The sequence below is a fragment of the Methylomusa anaerophila genome (assembly GCF_003966895.1).
GTDB classification, from domain to species: Bacteria; Bacillota; Negativicutes; order Sporomusales; family Sporomusaceae; genus Methylomusa; species Methylomusa anaerophila.
Map to the genome: position 1 here is coordinate 3,505,035 of NZ_AP018449.1, position 24,588 is coordinate 3,529,622.

At 41.2% G+C, this 24,588-nt stretch carries 2 protein-coding genes; both read left to right on the plus strand.

Translation table 11 applies throughout. The features are described 5' to 3' along the window. Window positions 1-11 precede the first annotated feature (11 nt). On the plus strand, window positions 12-11,255 hold the full coding sequence (locus tag MAMMFC1_RS15950) for an SDR family NAD(P)-dependent oxidoreductase (RefSeq protein ID WP_126309448.1): 11,244 nt from the start codon (window positions 12-14) through the stop codon (window positions 11,253-11,255). After that, the gene (locus MAMMFC1_RS15955) at window positions 11,248-24,582 is read left to right on the plus strand and encodes an SDR family NAD(P)-dependent oxidoreductase (protein WP_126309450.1); all 13,335 of its coding nucleotides are present in this window, start codon (window positions 11,248-11,250) and stop codon (window positions 24,580-24,582) included. Before MAMMFC1_RS15950 ends, MAMMFC1_RS15955 begins: the two co-directional genes overlap by 8 nt. Window positions 24,583-24,588: the final 6 nt, after the last annotated feature.

Here is a 24,588-nt window from a genome sequence, read left to right on the forward strand (position 1 = left end):
GGAATCCATAAATGAGAAGAATGGACGAACTTCTTTGTCGGCTGTTATGGGAGCAATTAAAATCTATCGGATTATTTTCGGAAAAGAAAGCAACAATGGCCGACTTAAAAATGAAAATTAGTCAGCATAGTTTATATGACAAATGGTTAGAGGAAAGCCTGGCTATATTGTTACGGAATAGCTATCTTGAGTATGATGGGGAGTTCTATACTACCGCAGGTAATATGTCTGTCAATATGGACGGCTGGCTGGATTGGAATTTAATAAAGGAAGAGTACAGCCAGAATCTTAATATAAAAGCCCACATGGTACTGGTTGAAGCAATGCTGAAAGCATTGCCGGATATTCTTACAGGAAAAGCTGAAGCTAGAAATATTATATTTCCCAATTCTTCTATGGAAAGGCTTACTCAACTAGAAAAATATAATAAAGCTGCCGGTTATTTCAATGAAGTTGTTGCTAATACTGTTAGTGGTTATATTCAAGAGCGGATACGGCAGGATTCAGCTGCTAAACTGCGGATTATCGAAATAGGTGCAGGTACTGGGGCGGCCAATGCAATAGTATTTTCTAAGCTCAGTACGTACAAGCAGCACATCCGGGAGTATTGTTATACAGATGCTTCTAGAGCGTGTTTAGCTCATGTTCAACAGGAATATGGGTCGGATTATTTGGTTTGTAAACTTTTAGATATAGATAGACCGATTGCCGGGCAAGGTGTCAACTCGGATGAATATGACATTCTGATTGCGGTTAATTCACTACATGCTGTTAAAGATATTCGGCAAGCATTACGCAATATTAAAACGCTGCTGCGGAAAAACGGTCTAATTGTATTAAATGAAATAAGTGAGAATTCGTTATTTATACATTTGACCTTTGGTCTTTTAAAAGAATGGTGCCTATATGAAGATTCAATGTTACGAATACCTGGCTGTGCCGGTTTATATCCTGAAAAATGGCAGCAGGTATTGGAAAGTGAGGGCTTTCAATTTATTTCTTTCCCTGCTACTGATGCACACAATTTAGGCCGGCAGATTATTGTTGCTGAAAGTGACGGAGTGATTCGTAAAAAACATGACTTTACATTGATGCCAGATTCTGTAGGCTATGATGAAAATTCATCGCCAATTAACTCTGATTATTGCTCTAAGATTCCGCAGGATAGGATAGCTATACAAAAAAATCAGCCTGAAACAAACAAAGCGGAAATGGATGTAACCGAACAAACAGTGAATAACTTTACTAGAATGATCCTCCGGGAGAGTATTGCCGGAGCATTAAAGATGGAAACCGGAAAAATAAAGGATGAATTGAGTTTCTCTGAATATGGCGTGGATTCTATTATTGCGGTTAATTTGGTTAATGCTATTAATAAAAAGCTAAACATTACTATGCAAATTACCGCATTGTTTGATTACAATAATGTTAACCAACTAGTACGGCATATTGTTGAGGAATATGAGTCAATTTTGATTTCAATGTTACAGGAACAGGAAAACATGCCTGGTTTAGCAGAAACCGGCACCGAGCCTGCCGAAGCTGTGGCAGTTAACGATTCAAAATGGCAATTAAGCCGGTTTGACGGGGCAAGCTTCGATTTTTATCCCGAAATGCAAACTAAATACACAGAACAAACGATGAGTAGCAGTGTATTCAAAACAAGTTCACCAGAACAGCAGGATGATATTGCAATTATCGGTATGAGTGGTAGATTTGCCAAATCAAGCACAGTAAAAGAGTTATGGAATAATTTAAAAAATGGCACAAATCTAATACAAAAGGTTTCTCGCTGGGATCTTTCCCAGTATTTTGACCAAAATCGGAAGTATTGTAACTATGGCAGTTTTTTAGAAGATATCGACAAATTTGATCCTCTTTTTTTTAATATATCTGGTCTTGAAGCAACTTACATGGATCCCCGGCAGCGCATATTTTTGGAAGAAGCGTGGAAAGCATTGGAAGATGCCGGCTATGCCGGAACTGCAATAGAAGGACTGAAGTGTGGCGTGTATGTGGGATGTGGTAGAACAGATTATGATCAGCTATTTAATGATAATCCACCGCCACAAGCATTTTGGGGTAATGATAACGCTGTTATCCCTGCCAGAATTGCTTACTATTTGAACCTTAAAGGGCCTGCGGTAGTTGTTGATACTGCTTGCTCCAGTTCGCTGGTCGCAATCCATCTTGCCAGTCAAAGTTTGCGGGCCGGTGAGACAGATTTGATGCTCGCCGGCGGTATATACTTAACCTGTTCGCCACATACCTATTTAGTAGGAAACCGTGCAGAAATGCTTTCATATAGCGGGCGTTGCTACACCTTTGATGAACGGGCGGACGGATTTGTTCCTGGGGAAGGAGTCGGGGTTGTTGTACTCAAGCGCCTTAAAGAAGCAATAGCTGATGGGGACAATATTTATGGCGTAATTCGTGGTTCGGGAATTAATCAGGATGGCAGAACCAATGGAATCACAGCACCAAGTGCACTATCGCAAGAGCGTTTGGAACGATATGTTTATGAAACCTTTCATATCGAGCCTGAAAGAATTCAAATGGTAGAAGCCCATGGTACGGGTACCAAATTAGGAGATCCTATTGAGTTTAATGCCTTGACGCGAGCATTTCGAGCTTATACCAATAGAAAACAATATTGTGCAATTGGCTCAATTAAAACGAATTTAGGCCATGCGGTATATGCCGCAGGGGTTGCTGGCGTTATTAAGGTACTGTTAGCAATGCGACATAAAAAAATTCCGCCGACCCTTAATTTTCAATCGGGTAATCCTAATATTAATTTTGAGGATAGTCCATTTTATGTAAATACAAGTCTTAGATATTGGGACATCGATTCTAATTCTAAACGTTGTGCGTTGGTAAGTTCTTTCGGATTTAGTGGAACAAATGCTCATATTGCTATCGAGGAACCTCCGGCACCAGCGCGGCACTACCAGGAAGAACCAGGATACTTGATCGCAGTGTCGGCCCGTACCCCGGAGCAATTACGTCTGCAAATAAAACAATTAGTAGCTTATTGTGAGGAAAATGATGAAAACATACATTGCGGCGACATAAGTTATACATTGTTACTAGGACGGAAACATCTTCATAATCGATTGGCATGCATTGTCCATGACCTGCAAGAACTTGTGGTGCTCCTCAAAAAGTGGCTGTCAGAAAGCAGTGCGCCACAGGTATATTATTCGGTATTACATGAAAATGATCTTAGCGAAAAAGAGTCCTTAAAGCATAACGGAAATCAATGTATAGAAAAAGTTAAAAAGGCAAATTGTGAGCGGGAGTTTTTAGAGCATTTGGCTGCAATTGCAAAATTATATATTCAGGGATACAAAATTGAATTTGATAAATTATTTTCAGATAATAGATATTGCAGAACTTCTCTGCCGACGTACCCCTTCGCTAAGGAAAGTTATTGGGTGCCGGACAATAACACGGGTACATTAACAACTGCAGGGTTAGCAAATAAAGTTATAAACCACCCTTTGCTGCATCAAAATACTTCCGATTTTTTTGTACAAAGGTTTAGTTCTGTTTTTACCGGACAGGAGTTCTTTTTAGCAGATCACATTGTTAAAGGACAGCGAATTTTACCTGGAGTTGCTTACCTTGAAATAGCGCGAGCAGCTATAGAGCGGGCGGCGGGTTTGCTGAAAACAGATGAAAATGTGATTAGCTTAAAAAATGTAGTATGGACGCGTCCGCTGTCTGTAAATGCTCAAGCTGTTCAGATGTCGATAGAACTCATTCTTAACGAGAATGGCGAAATATCTTATGAAGTCTATAGTAAACCGGAAGCAAATGTCGCTGAATTACAAATACACAGTCAGGGCAGTGCGGTACTTAACCCGCAAGCAGAGATACAAGCTTTGGACATTAAGGCCATAAAAGCCAAATGCCAGCAAGGTATTCTAACTGCCGGCCAATGTTATGATATTCTTGGCAAGATGGGGCTTAATTATGGGGCAGGTCATCAGGGAATTGAGCAAATATATTTAGGTACAGGTGAGGTTCTAGCTAAGCTTTCTCTGCCTTCCAACGTATCCAATACTTTAGAACAGTTTGTTTTGCATCCCAGCTTGCTAGATTCTGCATTACAAGCATCTATAGGTTTGAGGGTGAGCAGTACTAAATTACTTCTTCCCTTTGCTCTTTCTGAGCTTGAAATTCGAGATAATTGTACCGCTAATATGTGGGCATTCATTTGTTATAGTGATGGTAGTACGGCCCGGGATAAAGTACAAAAACTAGATATCGACTTATGTGATGAACAAGGAAAGATTTGTGTTAGAATGAAGGGATTTTCAACAAGAGAACTGGATAATGAAATAGATTCTAAAGAAGCAGATTCCGGTACTATATTACTTCACCCATGTTGGCAAGAGCGGGCTATTAGTCAGCTAAACAAACATCCAGACTATGATCAGCACATTGTAGTATGCTGTGAGGCTGGTGAAGTATCTCAGAAAAGCATAGAAGCCGGCATCAAAGGAGTACTTTGCTTTATTTTAGACAGTGAGCAAGAAAGTATTGAGAGACGATTCAAAAATTATGCCGTTCAATTGTTTGAGGAAATTCAAAGTATTTTTAAGCGTAAACCAAAAGAAAAAATATTACTTCAGGTTGTTATTTCTGCAAAAAACGAAAAGCAGCTTTTCCGTGGGTTTTCTGGTTTATTGAAGACGGCTCAACTTGAGAACCCGCAACTGAAAACCCAATTAATCGAAGCTGATAACACGGAAGAACTTGCAGAAAAACTGCTGAAAAACAGACGGCATTCGTTGGATAATCATATTCGTTATCAGGACGGTAAGCGCTGGGTGGCCGGTTGGAGCGAAGTAGAGGAAGCAGAACAGGCGAGAACAAAGATCCCTTGGAAAGACCAGGGGGTCTATTTAATTAGCGGTGGAACTGGCGGATTGGGACTAATTTTTGCTAAAGAAATTGCTGAGCACGGTAAAGGTGTGACTCTAATACTTACAGGCAGTTCACCGCTAAATGAAGGCAAACAGAGAAAATTAGAAGAATTGCAAGCATTGGGGGCAAAGATTAAATATCAGCAAACCGACGTAACTAAAAACGAAGAAGTTAATAGCTTGATTAAAGCTATTATTAATGACTATGGCAAGCTCAATGGTATCATCCATTGTGCCGGAGTCATTGATGATAACTTCATCATTAAGAAAACTTCAGCTGAGTTCTTACAAGTTCAAGCCCCGAAAGTTACCGGATTGGTAAATCTTGATCACGCAAGCAAAGATTTGCCACTAGACATATTTATGCTATTTTCCTCTGTTGCGGGAGTCATCGGTAATCCAGGGCAGGCGGACTATTCCTTGGCAAACGCTTTCATGGATGCTTATGCCCAATATCGTAATGAACTGGTGGCGGCAAAACGCCGTTATGGTCAAACATTATCAATCAACTGGCCGCTATGGCAAGAAGGCGGTATGCATCTTGATGAATATACTGAAAAGATATTTAGGAAAAACACCGGGATTATTCCCCTTGAGACTGCGATTGGCATCAAGGCTTTGTATCAAGGGTTAGCTTCCGCACACGAGCAGGTAATGGTAGTGACCGGAAATGCCGCAAAAATTCGGGAGCTGTTTGTGGAGCAACCATCTGTAGCCGTACATGAAGAAAACATTAAGTATGCAGTAAACAAGACCGTTTCAGCAGTTGGAGCGGATTTGCTTCGAGAAAAAGTAATCCATTTCTTCAAAAAGCTGCTTTCGACGGTAATCAAATTGCCTGTGCAACGGATTGAAGCCGATGCTCCTATGGAGAAATACGGAATAGACTCGATTATGGTCATGCAGATGACCAATCAATTAGAAAACACTTTTGGTTCTTTGCCAAAAACATTGTTCTTTGAATACCAAAGTATCCAGGAAATAGTTGGCTATTTCCTGGATACTTATCGGGAAAAACTTGTGGAATTGCTGGCGGCCAAGAATGAGACAGAGACGTTCAGCAATAATCCTCCGATTTCCCCGCCTGCTGAGCGTCCGGTAAGTCAAGGCCTTCGTAACCGCATTGCACCAGCCATTGCAAAATCCCGGGGAAAAACAGCCCAAGGGCCTTTTGATATTGCAATAATTGGTGTTTCCGGCCGTTACCCCGGCGCAAAAAACATCAAAGAATATTGGAAAAATCTTCAGGAAGGTAAAGACTGTATAAGCGAAATTCCGAAAGACCGCTGGGACTACAGCCGTTACTTTGACGAAGATAAAAACAAATCCGGAACAATCTATAGTAAGTGGGGCGGGTTTATCGAGGGCGTGGATCAGTTTGATCCTCTTTTTTTCAATATTTCACCACGGGAAGCGGAGTTTATTGATCCTCAGGAACGCCTGTTTTTGCAATGTGTCTATGAAACATTAGAAGATGCAGGCTATACCCGGGAAACCGTCGGCATGAACCGGGAGGGTGGCGTAGACGGCAATGTAGGTGTTTATGTAGGAGTGATGTATGAAGAGTACCAACTTTACGGCGCCCAAGAGCAGATGATGGGTAGGCCAATAGCCCTTACTGGCAGTCCGGCATCAATAGCCAACAGAGTATCCTATTTTTGCAACTTTAACGGACCGAGTATTGCCATAGATACCATGTGTTCCTCCTCTTTGACAGCTATCCATTTAGCCTGCCAAAGCCTGCAAAGCGGCGGCTGCCAACTTGCAATTGCGGGAGGCGTCAACATATCGGTTCATCCCAACAAATACTTAATGCTCAGCCAAGGTAAGTTCTTATCCAGCAAAGGGCGGTGTGAAAGCTTTGGCCAGGGCGGTGACGGCTATGTACCGGGAGAAGGTGTCGGTGCAGTATTGCTCAAACCACTGGACAGAGCCGTCGCGGACGGTGATCATATCTATGGAGTAATAAAAGGTATCGCCGTAAATCATGGTGGGAAAACCAACGGGTACACAGTTCCTAACCCCAATGCCCAGGCAACTGTTATTGGACGGGCATTAAAGCAAGCACGAATCAATCCAAGAATAATCAGTTATATTGAAGCCCATGGCACAGGGACATTCTTAGGAGATCCGATTGAAATCGCGGCTTTGAGTAAAACATTTCAAGAATATACAGCAGATAAACAGTTTTGCGCCATTGGCTCAGCTAAATCAAATATAGGGCATTGCGAGAGCGCGGCAGGTATTGCCGGAGTGACCAAAGTACTATTGCAACTGAAATATCATCAACTAGTTCCCTCTTTGCATTCCAATGTACGTAACCCTAATATTGATTTTGGCAAGACTCCATTTATCGTCCAACAAGAGCTTGGCGAATGGAAAAGACCAAAAGCTGCGCTGGATGGAGTCATGCGCGAATATCCAAGAACCGCCGGCATTTCATCTTTTGGTGCGGGAGGTTCAAATGCCCATGTAGTGATTGAAGAATATATACCTAATTCCCGGGAAGTGCAAATACCATCGTCACCCGCAATAATTGTATTGTCAGCTAAAAATGAAGAAGGGCTTAAAGAGCAAGCTAAAGAGCTATTATGTGCCATTGAAGAGCAATGCTTCGCTAATACTGATTTGGCTTCCATGGCTTATACTCTCCAAGTAGGACGAGAAGCCATGGAAGAACGGTTAGCTATGACAGTAGGTTCAGTGCAAGAACTTGAAGAAAAACTTAGGGATTTTGTGCAAGGAAAAGATAATATTGATGATTTATACTACGGTCAGGTAAAACGCAATAAGGAAACGCTGGCAGTTTTAGCAACTGACGAAGATATGACAAAAGCAATAGACGCTTGGTTCAGTAAAAGAAAATATGCTAAACTTCTGGAGCTTTGGGTCAAAGGCCTGAATATTGACTGGAACCGGCTGTATCCTGATACGAAACCGGAGCGAATTAGCTTGCCTACATATCCTTTTGCCAAAAAACGGTGTTGGGTACCTGGAGACGGGAATTATCAAATTGACCAGATTTCTTTAGCTAACATACCAAATTCATGGGATGGTTTAATGTATGTACCTATATGGGAAGAGCAACCTTCAACTGATATTGTAAAGCAGAGAGAACCTCATGCAGTTTTAATCGTCTACCATGAATCATCCTCAAAATTAGCGGAAATAATCTATGACCATTATTCTAAAAACAAGCTAATAGAAAGCATTCTGCGAGTCCGGTTAGGTAATCAAACAAAACAAGTATCACAACAAGAATGGATATGCGATATTAATGATTTTGAGAGCTTAAAGATATGTCTTAAGGCTTCTGGGGCGTTAGATTGTCTCTATTTTATCTCAGAATGCCGAGACGACCACAGCGTTCCCGATTTTAATGCCATAATACAAAGCCAACAATACAATGAGCTTCAGTTATTACGGCTGATAAAGCAGCTTAAACGGCAAAATGGAACTGATAAGCAAATGGATTGTTATATTATTTCTCAGGATAATTATTCTGTTGGTGCTGCCGGTGTCAATCCCCGCGGTGGAGGCATTACCGGTTTGGCTTATTCGATTGCTCAAGGCGATCACCGGTTCTTAGTCAGAAATATTGATATATCCCAGGGAGATCTTTCGACAAAACAACAACAGGAAGAATTAATTAGACTTATAAGCAATGAGGCACCTACGAATAGAGGGGAATTAGTAAAAATCAAAGCTGGCCTCCGCTATAAGCAGGAATTTCGCCAGTTGGACACAAGTGCTTATACTTCCCAGGAGCCAAAGTTCCAACGGGGAGGAGTCTATGTAATCTTAGGTGGCAGTGGCACAGTGGGGGGAGTAATTACCCGCTGCTTGTTGCAAAAATATAATTCCAGAGTTGTATGGATTGGCCGAAAACCGGCAACGTCTGATACGATTCGTAAAAAGCTAGAATCCTTGCAGGCGGTGGGAGAACCTCCATTATATGTTCAGGCAGATGTGACTAATTTGGCAGAGATGAAAAACGCGCTCACAACAATAAAGCAACAGTACCCAGTTATTAATGGCGCAATTTTCGCAGGAATTGTCTTTAACTCCGAAAACTCGGTGACTAAAACAGATGAAGCTGAGTTTTTGAAAATATTAAATACTAAGACAAAAGGCAGCGTTAACTTTTACGCCACCTTTAAAGATGAACCTTTAGATTTTATGTGTTACTTTTCTTCCGCACAAGCCTTTTCCTTTTCGGGAGCTGCTAATTTTTCTGCTTATGCCACAGGCATTACATTTTCCGATGCCTTTGTCCAATTTATTCGCAGACAATCTGTATTCCCAATAGGAATTATTAACTGGGGGTTTTGGAAATCATCGATAGTAGAAGCAGGGGAGAAACTTATTAACCAAAATACCGGGACACTGCAAGATAAGGAAGGCTTTGAGTGTTTTGAGCGTTTTGTTAACTTATTACAACAAGGCAAGCTAAACCAGGTTATATGTTTAAAAGCTACGAAATCCGTGCTTGAGCTAATGAAATGTAAAGACAATGAAGTAGTATCACTAAATGAAAGCAGTATTAATTCACTTATCGGCTGCCTATGGGGAAACGAAAAGTTAGTTGAGCAGAAGCTGGCACTTCTTTATAAAAACACCAGTAATACTTCGGAAGAAATAAATAGCTGGCTAGCAAAAATGCTATTCGTGCAATTGCGGCGAATGGGTTTGTTCCGTCTGGGAGGAATTGCTAGAGACATTACATTACTCAGAAATTCAACCGGCATAGTAAATAAATATGATCGCTGGCTGGACGAATGTCTGAATGTTCTCCAAATGAGAGGCTATATACAATGTATAGAAGATATGATATATCCGCAAGAGGATTGGAATTTCAGTGATGAAGAGCTGGTAACGCAGCAATGGGAAGTCGTCAAAGAAGCTTATTTAAAAGATGCCGACTGGAAAGCGCAGGTAAGGTTAGCGGCTATATGCTTGCAGCGCTTACCGGAAATTTTGCGTGGCGAAATTTTAGCTACCGATGTTATGTTTCCAAATTCATCTATGGAAATGGTGGAAGGAATTTATAAAGATAATATTCTGTCAGATTTTTATAACTCTATAATGGCAGATGCCGTAGAGGAATATGTAAGACAGTGGGTAGAGGCGAAGCCAAAAACAATAGTGCGGATTATTGAAGTAGGTGCAGGAACTGGGGGGACGAGTAAAACTGTTCTGGCAAGATTAAAACCATATGTTGATCATGTTGAGTATTGTTATACTGATATTTCCAAATCCTTTTTGTTATTTGCGGAAAAACAATATGGGCCGGACAATCCTTATTTAAGATACAAACTTTGGAATGTAGAAAAACCGGTAGCGGCTCAGGGGATTGAAATTGGCAGTTACGATATAGTAATTGCCGCTAATGTTTTGCATGCAACAAAAAACATCCGACAAACACTCAGAAATATAAAAGCAGTTCTTAAGCGGAATGGAATCTTACTTATAAATGAAGTTACTCAGAAAAGTATATTTACCACACTGACTTTTGGATTGTTGAACGGTTGGTGGCTATATGAAGATGAAAATGCAAGAATTACCGGATCGCCGCTCATTCGTTTGGAAATGTGGAAGAAAATACTGGAAGAGGAAGGCTATAGACAAGTTCAACTTCCTACCGGTTCAGAGGAAAACACCGGCCAGGATATTATTGCGGCCGAAAGTGACGGTATTGTTAGAAAAGAGTTGGAAACTAGAATTGTTAAGGAGGATATAAAAGAGAACCCGGTAAAAGGCATAGCCGGTGTTTCTGACCAATCGGTTCATAACGACGCTATAATGTCATCTATCCCAACAGCGAACGGAAATGCGGATAATTATATTGAAAATGCAATTCGCGGGCTCTTAGCAGAGTTGTTGAAGGTATCACTAGATGATATTGATGGCCATGTTGCATTTTCAGATTACGGGGTGGATTCGATCATTGGGGTTTCATTAGTCAATCGGCTAAATGAATTATTGGGAACGAATATTAACAGTGCCGTTCTTTTTGATTATACAACGGCAGATCGGCTTAAAGATTATCTGGTAAAAACATATAAAAACCAGATTAAAATTCAATTGCCGTCACATTCATCCGAAGGGATACCTCTCCAAAATGATATTAAAATTAGCGATACTTTGTGTCAGTCTACTTCTGATTGTACACCAGGTATTTCTGAACTGGGTTTGTCTGAACAAACAGAGATTAGCATGATTAAAGATTTACAAAATCGATTTTTTTCTAATGAAATTTCTACAGATTTATTAGTAGAGACATTATCAAATAAATATAATAGGGGGGTTAATAATGGATAGCAATAACTTTAATAACATTGTAGAAAAGTTACGCATGAGGGAAATTACCTCCGATGAAGCTAAGGCGTTGTTCAATGTGCTAAAAAATCAAGAGACAGCCAATCTTTCTCAACAGCGGGATAATTATGGGCATAAAGATAGGGTAAAATTGGGTTTGTCGGACATTGCCATTATCGGGATATCCGGACAATTTCCTGATGCCAATGATGTGAATGAGTTTTGGAACAACTTAACAACCAAACATAGTGCAATTCAAGAATTGCCATCAAATTATCTTCGGAATGTAACAGGAGAATATTATAAGTGGGGCGGCATTCTCAAAGAGCGGAATTGCTTTGACCCCCTATTTTTTAATATCTCTCCTCGGGAAGCGGAATCTATGAATCCTCATCAGCGCTTAATCCTACAAGAAAGTTGGAAAGCATTGGAGGATGCCGGATATAATCCTCGGCGGTTTGCAAATATGCCGGTAGGTATTTTTATTGGCGCCGAACCCACGGGATATATACATGAATCATTTACAGGCGCTTCGGATGCTATTATCGCATCACGTCTGTCCTATTACTTAGATCTGAAAGGTGCCGCTATGGTTGTAAATACAGGCTGTTCTTCGTCGGCTTTGGCTATTCATCTGGCTTGTGAGAGCTTGCGCAGTAAAGAATCGTCTTTAGCCATAGCGGGAGGGGTTTTTGCCAAACTAGATCCAAGCGGATTATTACGGTTATCTCAGATTGGGATGCTGTCTCCTACCGGAAGTTGTAATGCATTTGATGAATCGGCTGACGGCACGGTTTTAGCAGAAGGGGTAGGCATTGTTGTCTTGAAGCGGCTTGAAGAGGCCATTGCTGACAGTGATCATATATATGGTGTTATTAAAGGATCAGGGGTGAATCAAGACGGAGCCAGTAATGGCATAACTGCGCCAAACGGAATAGCACAAGAACAATTAATTACCAGTGTATATAAACGTTTTAATATTAATCCTGAGGATATTTCCTACATCGAAGCGCACGGAACAAGTACCAAACTAGGTGATCCGGTTGAGGCCAATGCTCTGGTACGTGCCTTTAAGCATTTTACCGGAAAGACTGGATATTGTGCTATAGGCAGCGCCAAGTCATATATTGGCCACACGGCAGCAGCGGCAGGGGTTATTGGTTTGATTAAGATATTACTGTCTTTGCGTTATCATAAGATACCGGGCATTAATAGTTTTAAGAAACTAAACCCCCTGATCGAATTAGATAAATCTGCTTTTTATATAAGCACTGATTTATTGGAATGGAAATCAGAAACTGGCAAGCCGTTAATGGCGGCCCTAAATTCCTTTGGCCATAGCGGTACTAATGTTCATATTGTTATCGAGGAGTGTATTCCTACTCCCAGAACTTGGCGAAGCTCTGAAGCTGATAAAATCAATCCGGTACTAATTCCAATTTCAGCTAAGACGGAAGATTGCTTGTTAGCTTATGCCCAAAATCTATTGATGTTTTTAAAGCGGGCATTGCCGGAGTCTGAAACAATCATAAAGTATTATCAGCAAAACAGTAATGAGGTTTTTCCAAAAGTAGGAACAGTTATTGGTAGCCCGCCGCAGGAAAAAAATATTGAAAATATCGCGTATACTCTCCAGGTGGGACGCGAGGCTATGCAAGAAAGAGTGATCTTTCTAGTACAGGATATTTATGAGCTTATCGGAAAATTAGAGGAATTTACCGCAGGCAAGCAAATAATTGACTGCTGTTGGAAGCAGGTTGGGCAGAAAAAAAATAATATACGATTCTCTGGCTCAGAGGAAGATCGGCATGCGATGGTTGAAAACCTAATAGCAAAACGTGTTTTTGATAAAATTGCAGAATTATGGGTACAGGGATACAGTATTGACTGGAATATGCTTTATGGAAAGGTAAATCCTAGTCGCATCAGCCTGCCTGCATATCCTTTTGCCAAAGAGCATTATTGGATGCCTGATGAGGTTAAAGCTGCTTCTAACCCGATTGCTTTCAATAACATTATTCATCCGTTGATTCATCAAAATACTTCCGATTTATCAGGACAAAGATTTAGTTCGTATTTTACCGGACAAGAATTTTTCCTTGCAGATCATGTTGTGAAGGATCAATTAGTTTTACCTGGGGTCGCAACGCTTGAAATGGCCCGCACGGCGGTGTATGAAGCAACAAGGCTTTTAACGAAAGAACCTACAATTATTCGTCTCAGAAATGTAGGGTGGGTTCGGCCAATTGTCGCCGGAAACGGACTGGCGAAGGTGCATGTTGCGCTTTCTCCTGAAGACAATGGTGAGATAGCTTATGAAATTTATAGTGAGTCTGAAGAAACGGACTCTGGTTTTTTGATTCATAGTCGGGGTGGTGCAATGCTAAGTCCGGCTGTAGAAACCGAGGCATTAGATATTGCGGCCTTGCAAGCAAAGTGCAATAAGCGCATTATTGACGGGTCTGAGGTTTATGATGCTTTTAAGGTAATGGGGGTTGCGCTTGGGCCGGCATATCGAGGTGTTAAAAAGGTTTATGTGGGGGACGAAGAGATTTTGGCCCAAATTTCGTTGCCTCTATCTGTTCAAGAAACTAAGGATAAATTTGTTCTTCATCCTAGTATGCTGGACTCTTCTTTACAGGCGTCGCTTGCTTTGAGAAATGTTACCGGGGATGCAAAATTAGCTGATTGTGTTGAACTAGATAAACCTGTTCTTCCTTTTAGTCTGGAAGAAATCGAAATTCATAGCAGTTGTCCAGCTTCAATGTGGTCTCTGGTTCGTTTCGGAAAAAACAGTGAAGGGAGAATCCAGAAGCTTGACGCCGATTTATGCGACGAAAACGGGAATGTATGTGTGCGCGTTCGGGGAGTTACCAGCAGGGTGTTGGAAGGTGCAGTTGGCTCGGTAGGGTTATTGCCGGTAAACGGAACATTAATGCTTAAACCGTGCTGGCAAGAACAATCTATTAGTCAAAAAGATAGGGTGCCTGCTTCCTATGGTAATCACCTGGTACTTCTTTGTGAACTTAATGATATTTCCAAGGAAACAATTGAAACGCAAATAAATGGAGTGCGTTGTATTACGTTAAAATCTCAGCAGGCAGCTATTGAGCAACGGTTTGAGACCTTAGCAGTTTTGGTATTCGAAGAAATTAAAAATATTCTTAAAAACAAACCAAAGGACAATGTGTTAGTTCAGCTTGTTATTCCTGCTCAAGATGAGCAGGAACTTTTTGTCGGACTGTCCGGATTGCTGAAAACCGCTCATTTAGAGAATCCAAGATTAATCTGGCAACTTATTTTAATTGAAAACAAAGATACTCTAAGCATAATCGAGAAGCTGAGAGAAAACAGCTGGTATGCTGCTGAGGGGCAGATTCGATATTGTGACCGAGGAAAACGTTGGGTTACAGCTTGGGATGAAGTAAAAACACCTCTCGAGCCAGTGAAGTATCCATGGAAAGATAAGGGGATATATTTAATTACTGGCGGAGTTGGTGGCTTAGGACTTATTTTTGCCAAAGAAATCGCAAGCAAAGTCAAGGATGCTACATTACTGCTTACCGGACGGTCAACACTTGATACTAAAAAGCAAGCTGTACTGGATGATTTGCGAGCAATGGGAGCCCGGGTTGAATACAAGGCAGTTGATGTGACACAAAGTAAAGCTGTTAATAGCTTAATTCAGAATGTTAAGGAGAAGTTTGGCAATGTGCATGGCATTATCCATAGTGCCGGAATTATTCAAGACAATTTCATCATTAGAAAAACAAAAGAAGAACTGCAAGAAGTCATAGCACCAAAGGTCAGAGGCTTAATAAATCTTGATCATGCCACTAAAGATTTGGAGCTTGACTTCTTTATTTTGTTTTCCTCAATTGCGGGCGGAATAGGGAATCCCGGGCAGGCTGATTATTCCACAGCAAATGCTTTTATGGATGTTTTTGCAAAATATCGTAACACATTGGCGGCAAATCGGTTACGGTATGGTCAGACACTATCAATTAACTGGCCTCTGTGGAATGAAGGCGGAATGCATATTGATAAACAAAATGAGAACAGAATGCGGCAAACAACGGGAATGGCTGCTATTAATACTTCCTCCGGCATTCTTGCATTATATCAAAGTTTGGCATCCGGCCACCATCAAGTAATGGTTGTCGAAGGCGAACTTAGACTGCTTAGGGAAACTTTTTTTGGTCAATATCCTGAAATGGAAGCAGTTTCCAACATAGAAAAAGGCGTGAATAAATCTGTTGAAGATCAAGACATGTTTAGGCAAAAGACTATTCAGTATTTAAAACAGTTGCTTTCTTCAGTTATCAAGCTGCCTGTACAGCGGATTGAGGAATCTGTACCGATGGAGAAGTATGGTATAGATTCAATCATGGTAATGCAGCTGACTGCTCAATTGGAAAAAACGTTCGGCTTGCTGCCGAAAACACTTTTCTTTGAATATCAAAATATTCAGGAGTTAGCCGAATATTTTCTTGAATCTTACCGGAAGCAGTTGGAAGAATTAATCGATGGTGGGGATAAAGCGGCACCAACTACTGTAAAAGAACCTGAAAAAATTGCCAGGATAGAGGAGCCGATATTGACTAGCAGTCGACGTAGGCAGCCAGTAGTAACTTCTTTGCCAAGCACCACCAGAGAAGCACAAACAGATGAAGCCTTAGATATTGCAATTATTGGTTGTTCCGGACGGTATCCACAAGCTAAAAATATTGGGGAATTGTGGAAGAATATCAGGGACGGTAAAGACTCAATTACCGAGATTCCGTCTGACCGTTGGGATTACAGATTATACTATGATATTGAGAAAAACAAGCAAGGAAAAACTTATTGCAAATGGGGAGGTTTTATCGAAGGAGTAGATCAATTTGATCCGTTGTTTTTTAATATTTCACCGCAGGAAGCGGAAACTTTGGATCCCCAGGAACGTTTGTTTTTGCAATGCGTATATGAAACATTAGAAGATGCCGGATATACCCGGGATAGTCTCGGTTTTGATTTAGAAGGTAATGTGGGCGTTTATGTAGGCGTTATGTATGATGAGTATCAGCTTTATGGTGTAAAAGGCGGGATAAAAGGGAGTCCGGCTGCGCTGCCGGGTTATTCAGCATCTGTAGCTAACCGAATTTCTTATTTTTGTAATTTTAGTGGACCAAGTATGGCGATTGATACCATGTGTTCCTCGTCACTGACGGCTATTCACTTGGCTTGTCAAAGTATTCGGCGGGGCGAATGCAAGGCGGCAGTTGCCGGTGGAGTTAATTTTTCGATTCACCCCAATAAGTATTTATTGCTTGCTCAGAAAAACTTTGTGTCAAGCAAGGGGCGGTGCGAAAGCTTTGGTCAAGATGGTGACGGTTTTGTTCCTGGCGAAGGTGTAGGGGCAGTGTTGCTCAAACCTCTAGCGAGAGCAATTGCCGATCGGGATCATATTTACGGAGTTATTAAAGCAACTGCAATTAATCATGGAGGTAAAACCAACGGCTATACCGTTCCTAATCCGAATGCCCAGGCTCGTGTTATTTGCATGGCTCTCCGGGAAGCCGGAATTAATCCCAGGACAATAAGTTATCTGGAAGCTCACGGAACGGGTACCGCTTTGGGAGACCCTATTGAAATAGCAAGCTTGACTAAAGCTTTCAGGGAGTATACCGGTGATAAGCAATTTTGCTCAATTGGCTCAGTAAAATCAAATATTGGACATTGTGAAAGTGCGGCGGGAATTGCAGCTGTAACCAAAGTACTGCTGCAACTTAAATATTGTCAACTAGTGCCTTCGTTGCATTCTAAGGCGCTCAACTCCAATATCGATTTCATCCAAACGCCCTTTAAGGTTCAACAAGAACTTGCCAGTTGGAACCAGCCTGAGATCAGCATTAATGGAAAGACTAAGAAATATCCGCGAATTGCCGGAGTTTCATCTTTTGGTGCTGGGGGATCAAATGCCCATGTGGTGATTGAAGAATACCGTACTGATGACTTAAAAGAAGTGAGTGATGAGACTACGCAGAGCAAGGTAGGTATTGTGCTGTCTGCCAAGAATGAGGATCGTCTAAAAGAACGAGTGCAGCTCTTATTAACGGCTATTCAGGAGAAAAAAATTACCGATAACGATCTAATTAATATGGCTTATACTCTTCAAATTGGCCGTGAGGCCATGGAGGAACGTCTGGCGATAGTAGCGGATTCTATCAAAGAATTGGAAGAGAAACTCACGAGTTTTCTTGCGGAACAGGAAGGGATTGAAGAGTTATACCGTGGCCAGGTAAAACGTAATAAGGAATCAATGGCTGTTTTTGCCGGTGATGAAGATATGGCAAAAACAATTGAGGCTTGGATAATTAAAAGAAAATATACAAAACTTCTTGAACTTTGGACTAAGGGACTAATGTTTGATTGGAACAAATTGTACAACGACTGTAAGCCTAGCCGTATTAGTTTGCCCACCTATCCCTTTGCCCGGGAGCGGTATTGGGTATCTGGCATTGAACAAGAATGTATGAGTATTCCTGCTGTCACTTCACCGATAAGCTCAGTCATTCATTTATTACTGCACCGCAATACCTCGGATTTTTCCGAGCAGCGGTTTAGTTCAATTTTTACCGGAAAGGAGTTCTTTTTTGCAGATTATCTAGTAGCTGGACAGCCGACTTTACCTGAGACAGCTTGTCTGGAAATGGTACTGGTTGCAATAAGGCAGTCAACAGGAGACTTAATAGATGGGCAAGCCGGAATTCATTTTAAAAATGTCATTTGGGCTAGAGCTATCACTATAGGGGAAACGGCAAAAGAAATCCATATTGGACTTTACCTGGAGGGTGACGGCGAGTTTGCCTATGAAATTTATAGTTTAGAAGAAAACCTTGGTGAACGGGTAGTGTATAGCCAGGGCATTGCTATAGTAAGTCCGGTTAAAAATGGTACACGACTGGATATCAATACTCTACAAGCACAATGTAACTACAACAATCAGGTGCTGAGTCAGTACTATGAGACTTTTAGAGCATTAGGAATTGAATATGGATCGGCATACCGGGGAATTGTCAAGATATATGCTAGCGTAGGCATGTTATTGGCAAAAATCGCTTTACCTGCCTGTATTTCAGATACTAGCGATCAATTCTCTCTGCATCCCAGCATAATGGATTCAGCGCTACAAGCAGCAAGGTTATTAATTGAGTCAAATAATGCGGCAGGGCTGCAAAAATGGCTAATTCCTTTGAATATTGATGAAGTTGAAATAATTGAAAAATGCGCATCTTCCATGTGGGCCGTAGTCAAATACAGGAGTGATAGCCAAACAGATTGTGAACGGTATAAAGCAGATATTGATCTTTGTGATGAGCAAGGTTCAATTTGTGTGCGGATGAAAGGAGTATCATTTACAAGGATTGGCCAGGAAATGGAGGCAAGCGAAAAATTCATGCCGTCAGGGCAGTTGCTGTTTGAGCCAAGTTGGAAGGAAAAAGATATCGGCCATGAACCTACCGTTCCAAGCTATACTAAGCATTTAGTTATACTTTGCGGGACGGAAGAAGAAATATCCAGGGAAACTATCGAAACCAACATGACCGGGGTTCAATGCCTTGTGCTGCAATCTCAACAAAACTGCATTGAGGATAGGTTCCAAGATTATGCTGTTCAGCTATTTCAAATAATCCAAAGCAGCATGAGAGATAAAAAATCGGAAAAAACATTTATCCAGTTCGTAGTACCTCTTTGTGAAGAACAACGGCTTTTTTCGGGACTCATCGGACTTTTGCATACCGCCAGGTTGGAGAATCCTCACATTATTGGACAACTGGTAGAAATTGAAAACTGCCAGAATATTATACGACAACTGACAGAAAATAGTTGTTCACCTCTTGCTAGCCGGATTAGGTATCAGAATGGCAAACGCTTGGTTGCCGGATGGAGCGAAGTACTAGCTGTACCCAAGACACCGAAAATGCCGTGGAAAGATCGGGGAATATATCTAATTACTGGTGGTGCCGGTGGGCTTGGTCTTATTTATGCAAAAGAAATTGCCCGTAACGTTAGAGAAGCAACTATTATACTTACGGGACGGTCTGAACTTAACAGCAACAAGTGTATAATGCTTGAAGAGCTAAACGCAATGGGAGCTAGGGCTGAATATCTGCAAGTTGACGTGGGAGAAAAAAATGAAGTTATTAATTTAATTCTGAGCATTCAAAAAAAATTTGGCAGTCTTAATGGCATCATCCATAGTGCAGGTGTAATACGGGACAATTTTATATTGAAGAAAACCAAGGAAGAGATTTTGGAAGTTTTAAGGCCTAAAGTTACTGGGCTGGCCAACTTGGATCAAGCAAGTAAAGACCTTGAACTTGATTTTTTTGTACTGTTTTCTTCGCTATCCGGAAGCTTTGGTAATACGGGACAAGCTGATTATTCCGCCGCCAATGCGTTTATGGATGTGTACGCCGAATATCGTAACATTCTGGTAGCTGCAAAGCAGCGTCAAGGGCAAACATTGTCAATTAATTGGCCTTTATGGGAAGAAGGCGGCATGCATATTAATGAAGTTACTGCAAAAATAATGATGGAAAACACGGGTTTGAGCGTAATGAAGACTTCAACTGGCATACAGACCTTTTATCAGAGCCTGGCGCTAACTCATAATCAAATAATGATTGTTGAAGGTAATTTGAAGCAAATCCGGGAAACATTGTTTTCCGTCGATACTAAGCCTATATTGGTGGCTGAGGCTTACCTCCCACAAGTAGACTCGCGGTTGCTCCATGACAAGACTTTGTTTGAGCTTAAAGGGCTATTAGGACGGGTTACCAAACTGGGTATAGATAAAATTGACGCGGATGAACCGTTAGAGACATACGGTATTGATTCGGTTATGATAACTCAGCTCAATAACTGGTTGACTGATATTTTTGGTGAATTATCGAAAACCTTGTTTTTTGAATATCAGACATTAGGCGCTTTAGCAAAATATTTGATTGATAATTATGCTAAAGAATGTATCGACTGGACGGGACTTGCGCCTAAAGCGAACACAGTATCCCACGCAGCTTTGGTGGCAAATAGCAATAATGCATCTATCAGTTTGACCTCTCTGAAAGCAAAGAAAAAGAAGAAAGATATTGTTACAGTAAAGGCTCCCCAAGCCGAAACTCGGGAGCCAATTGCTGTTATTGGTATGAGTGGACGCTATCCCCAGGCAAAAAATTTGCAAGAGTATTGGAGAAATTTATCTGCCGGAGAAGATTGTATTTCATTAATTCCTAATACTCGATGGTCATTGGATGAATTTTTCCATCCTGACCCGAAAGAAGCTGTTGCGCAAGGTAAAAGCTATTGTAAATGGGGCGGATTTATTGAAGATGTTACCGCCTTTGATCCACTGTTTTTTAATATTTCGCCACGAGAAGCGATTACTATGGATCCTCAGGAACGACTATTTATTGAAACTTGTTGGGAAGTAATTGAGGACGCCGGCTATACTAGGGAGCAACTGGCTACCGAGTATAAAGGGAGAATTGGTGTTTTTGCCGGAATCACCAAAACAGGTTATGAGTTATACGGCACGGATTTGTGGCGACAGGGAGAAAAAGTATTTCCCCATACTTCATTTAGCTCGGTGGCCAACAGGGTATCCTACCTTTTGAATTTGCATGGACCAAGTATGCCAATTGATACGATGTGCTCGTCTTCCTTAACTGCAATTCATGAAGCATGCCAACATCTTTACCGGCAGGAGTGCGATATGGCAATTGCCGGCGGTGTGAATTTATATCTTCATTCTTCAAATTATAATATATTATGTGCCAATCGAATGCTTTCATCAGATGGCCGATGCAAAAGCTTTGGAATTAATGGTAATGGATTTGTACCTGGCGAAGGAGTAGGGGGTATTTTATTAAAACGGTTATCACAGGCAATTGCCGATAAAGATCATATTTACGCGCTTATCCGCAGTACCAGTATTAATCATGGTGGTAAAACTAACGGATACATAGTGCCTAATCCGGTAGCCCAAGGCAATCTCATTCGGGATGCACTGGATAAAGCGAGAGTTAACGCTCGGACAATCAGTTATATTGAAGCGCATGGAACAGGAACAGAACTAGGTGATCCTATTGAGATCTCCGGACTTGTTCAGGCATTTGAGAAAGATACGCAAGACAGGGAATTCTGTGCTATCGGTTCGGTAAAATCAAATATTGGACACTTAGAAGCCGCAGCGGGAATTGCCGGAATTACTAAAGTTATATTGCAAATGAACAACCAAAAACTTGTTTCCAGCCTGCATGCCGAAAATTTGAATAGTAATATTAATTTTCCAAAAACACCATTTGTCGTTCAGCGGGAACTTAGCGGATGGAAACGCCCGGTAGTCACGATTAACGGAGAAATAAAGGAGTATCCAAGAATTGCCGGCATATCTTCGTTTGGTGCGGGGGGAGCGAACGCTCATGTGATTGTTGAGGAGTATGTGCCTGAAGAATTGCGGCCTCTCCCTATTAGTATTGATAATAACAAACCTGTAATTATTCTACTGTCGGCAAGAAATGAAATACGGCTAAGGGAACAGGCAAAACGGTTGTTAACTGCAATGAGGCAGCAAAATCTTTCAGACACAGATTTGGTCAGCATAGCCTATACACTCCAGATTGGGCGGGAAGCAATGGAAGAGCGGTTAGGCTTAGTTGTGCGGACGATGAAAGAATTGGAGCAAATGCTCGAAAGTTTTGTTGAAGGGGTTAAGGATGACCAAAGCGCACTGTATCGTGGTCAGACCAAATCTTTTAAAGATACTGTGGTTGCTTTTTCAGTAGATGAAAATTTATCCAAAACAATTGATGATTGGATTACTAAAGAGAAGTATGATAACGTTTTAAGTCTTTGGGTCAAGGGTTTGAATATTAATTGGAACAAACTTTATAGCGATGGTAAGCCGCAACGAATTAGTTTACCTGCCTATCCCTTTGCCAAAGAGCACTATTGGTTACCTGAAATCAATACCACAAGTGCTGGCAAAGGAACCGAAACCTCTACTTCGGCTTGGATTCATCCAGTCCTTCATCAAAATAATTCTGATTTCTACGCACAAAGGTTTAGTTCACTCTTTACAGGCCGGGAGTTTTTCCTGACAGACCATGTCGTGAATGATAAGCGGGTTTTGCCTGGGGTGACATATCTTGAGATGGCTAGAGAAGCAGTTATACAATCATTCGGAAATTTGTGGAATGGGAAAAATGTAATTCAACTTAAAAATGTTGTTTGGAACCGTCCTGTCATCGTAGAGGAACAGCCAGTAAAAATATATATCAGTCTTTCTCCGGAAGAAGGCGGCGAAATTACCTATGAAATATACAGCGAATCAGAAACAGCTAATGCGGAGTTGGTAATACATAGTCAAGGCAGTGCGGAATTGGGTTCGTTAACAATACCAACCTTGGATTTGTCTGCAATTAAGTCTCAAGTGTGGGAAAAGACGGTTTCCGCCACCCAGTGTTATGAGATATTCCGTATTATGGGAATTAACTACGGGCCGGGTCACCAAGGCATTAAAATGTTAAATGTGGGAGCTAATTATGTTTTGGCTGAGCTTTCTTTACCTGTTTCTGTAGCCGAAACCAAGGATATGTATATAATGCATCCAAGTATGCTGGATTCGGCTTTGCAGGCGGCTAGTGGATTAATGATGAATACCGGGGATTTGTCATCAGATAGTAGCAGGATATTAAAACAGTATGTACCGTTTGCGGTGGATGACATAAAAATATTTGGAAAATGCTCTAAAACTATGTGGGCTCTTATCCGCTATAGTGATGGCAGTAAAATCGATGGTAAGATACAGAAGCTTGACATCGATTTATGTGATGATAACGGAACTGTATGCGTAAGGATGAGAGGGCTTTCCTTCAGAGAAATGGAACGCAGCGATAGTATCGCCGAGTCTAACGCAACTGTTGGTATGCAGCTAATTTGCCCTTGCTGGAAGCAGCAAGTAATAGACCAAGAAGTCGCAGATCCTGTCTATAACCAGCATTTGGTGATACTGTGTGAATTTGATGGAATTACACCAAAAGATATTGAAAATCAAATTAGTAATACACGGTGTCTTAGTTTGCTAACTGAAGAAGAGGGTATAGAGGCACGGTTTCAAATTTATGCGACTCAGGTATTTGAAGAGATACAGAGTATTCTTCGGGGCAGACCAAAGGAGCCTGTATTATTACAGGTTGTGATTCCGGACAAAATCGAGCAACAGGTATTTTCCGGTCTTTCCGGTATGCTGAAAACGGCTATGCTTGAAAATCCGATATTTATTGGTCAAATAATTGAAATTGAGTCTGGAGAAAATGCCGGATTGATTGTAGAAAAACTTAAGGAAAACAGTCGAATTTCTCGGGATAACCACATTCGCTACCAAGACGGCAAGCGCTGGTGTGCCGATTGGAGCGAAGTACAAGTATCCCCCGACGCAATAAAAATTCCTTGGAAATATCAAGGGATTTATTTAATTACAGGCGGTACTGGCGGTTTGGGGCAAATTTTTGCCAAAGAAATTGCGCAGCAAGTTAAAAAAGCTACTCTGATTTTAACAGGGAGAAGACCACTTACTGAGGACAAACAAGCTTTGCTGCAGGAATTGGTTTTGCTGGGGGCTAAGGTCGAATACCAGCAGGTTGATGTGTCGAATAAGGAACAAGTTGTGAATTTGATTAAAAGCATTCGTGAGAAATTTGGTAATCTCCATGGCATTATTCATTGCGCGGGCATACTCAAGGACAGCTTCATTCTGAAAAAATCCAGCGAAGATGTAAAAGAAGTTTTAGCCCCCAAGGTTTCCGGACTGGTAAATCTGGATCAGGCAAGCCGGGACTTACCTTTGGAATTCTTTATTCTTTTTTCTTCTCTTGCTGGGGTTATCGGTAACCCAGGTCAAGCAGACTATGCTACTGCTAATGCTTTTATGGATGCTTATGCCCGGTATCGAAATATTCTGGTGAAATCAGGACATCGACAAGGGCATACACTGGCGATTAATTGGCCGTTATGGAAAGAGGGTGGAATGAGTGTAGATAAGGAAACACAGAAAATGATGAGAGAAAAACTAGGCTTTGTGGCTATGGAAACGCAACCTGGTATTCAGGCTCTTTATCAGGCCATGGCTTCCGGCAATGAGCAGGTAGTGGTAATGAGCGGGATAAGGCAATTTATTGATAATGAATTTGTTTATGCAAATTATGAATTATATCATGACGTAGTAACAAGAATTTTTGAAGATCAATTAACTGAAGAACAGTTTATAAATTTAATTTTGAGGTAAAGAGGA

What these genes read in the sequence shown, in the direction of transcription:
- MAMMFC1_RS15950 (WP_126309448.1), top strand. Translation starts at nt 12, where the DNA reads ATGAGAAGAATGGACGAACTTCTTTGTCGGCTGTTATGGGAGCAATTA.
- MAMMFC1_RS15955 (WP_126309450.1), top strand. Translation starts at nt 11,248, where the DNA reads ATGGATAGCAATAACTTTAATAACATTGTAGAAAAGTTACGCATGAGG.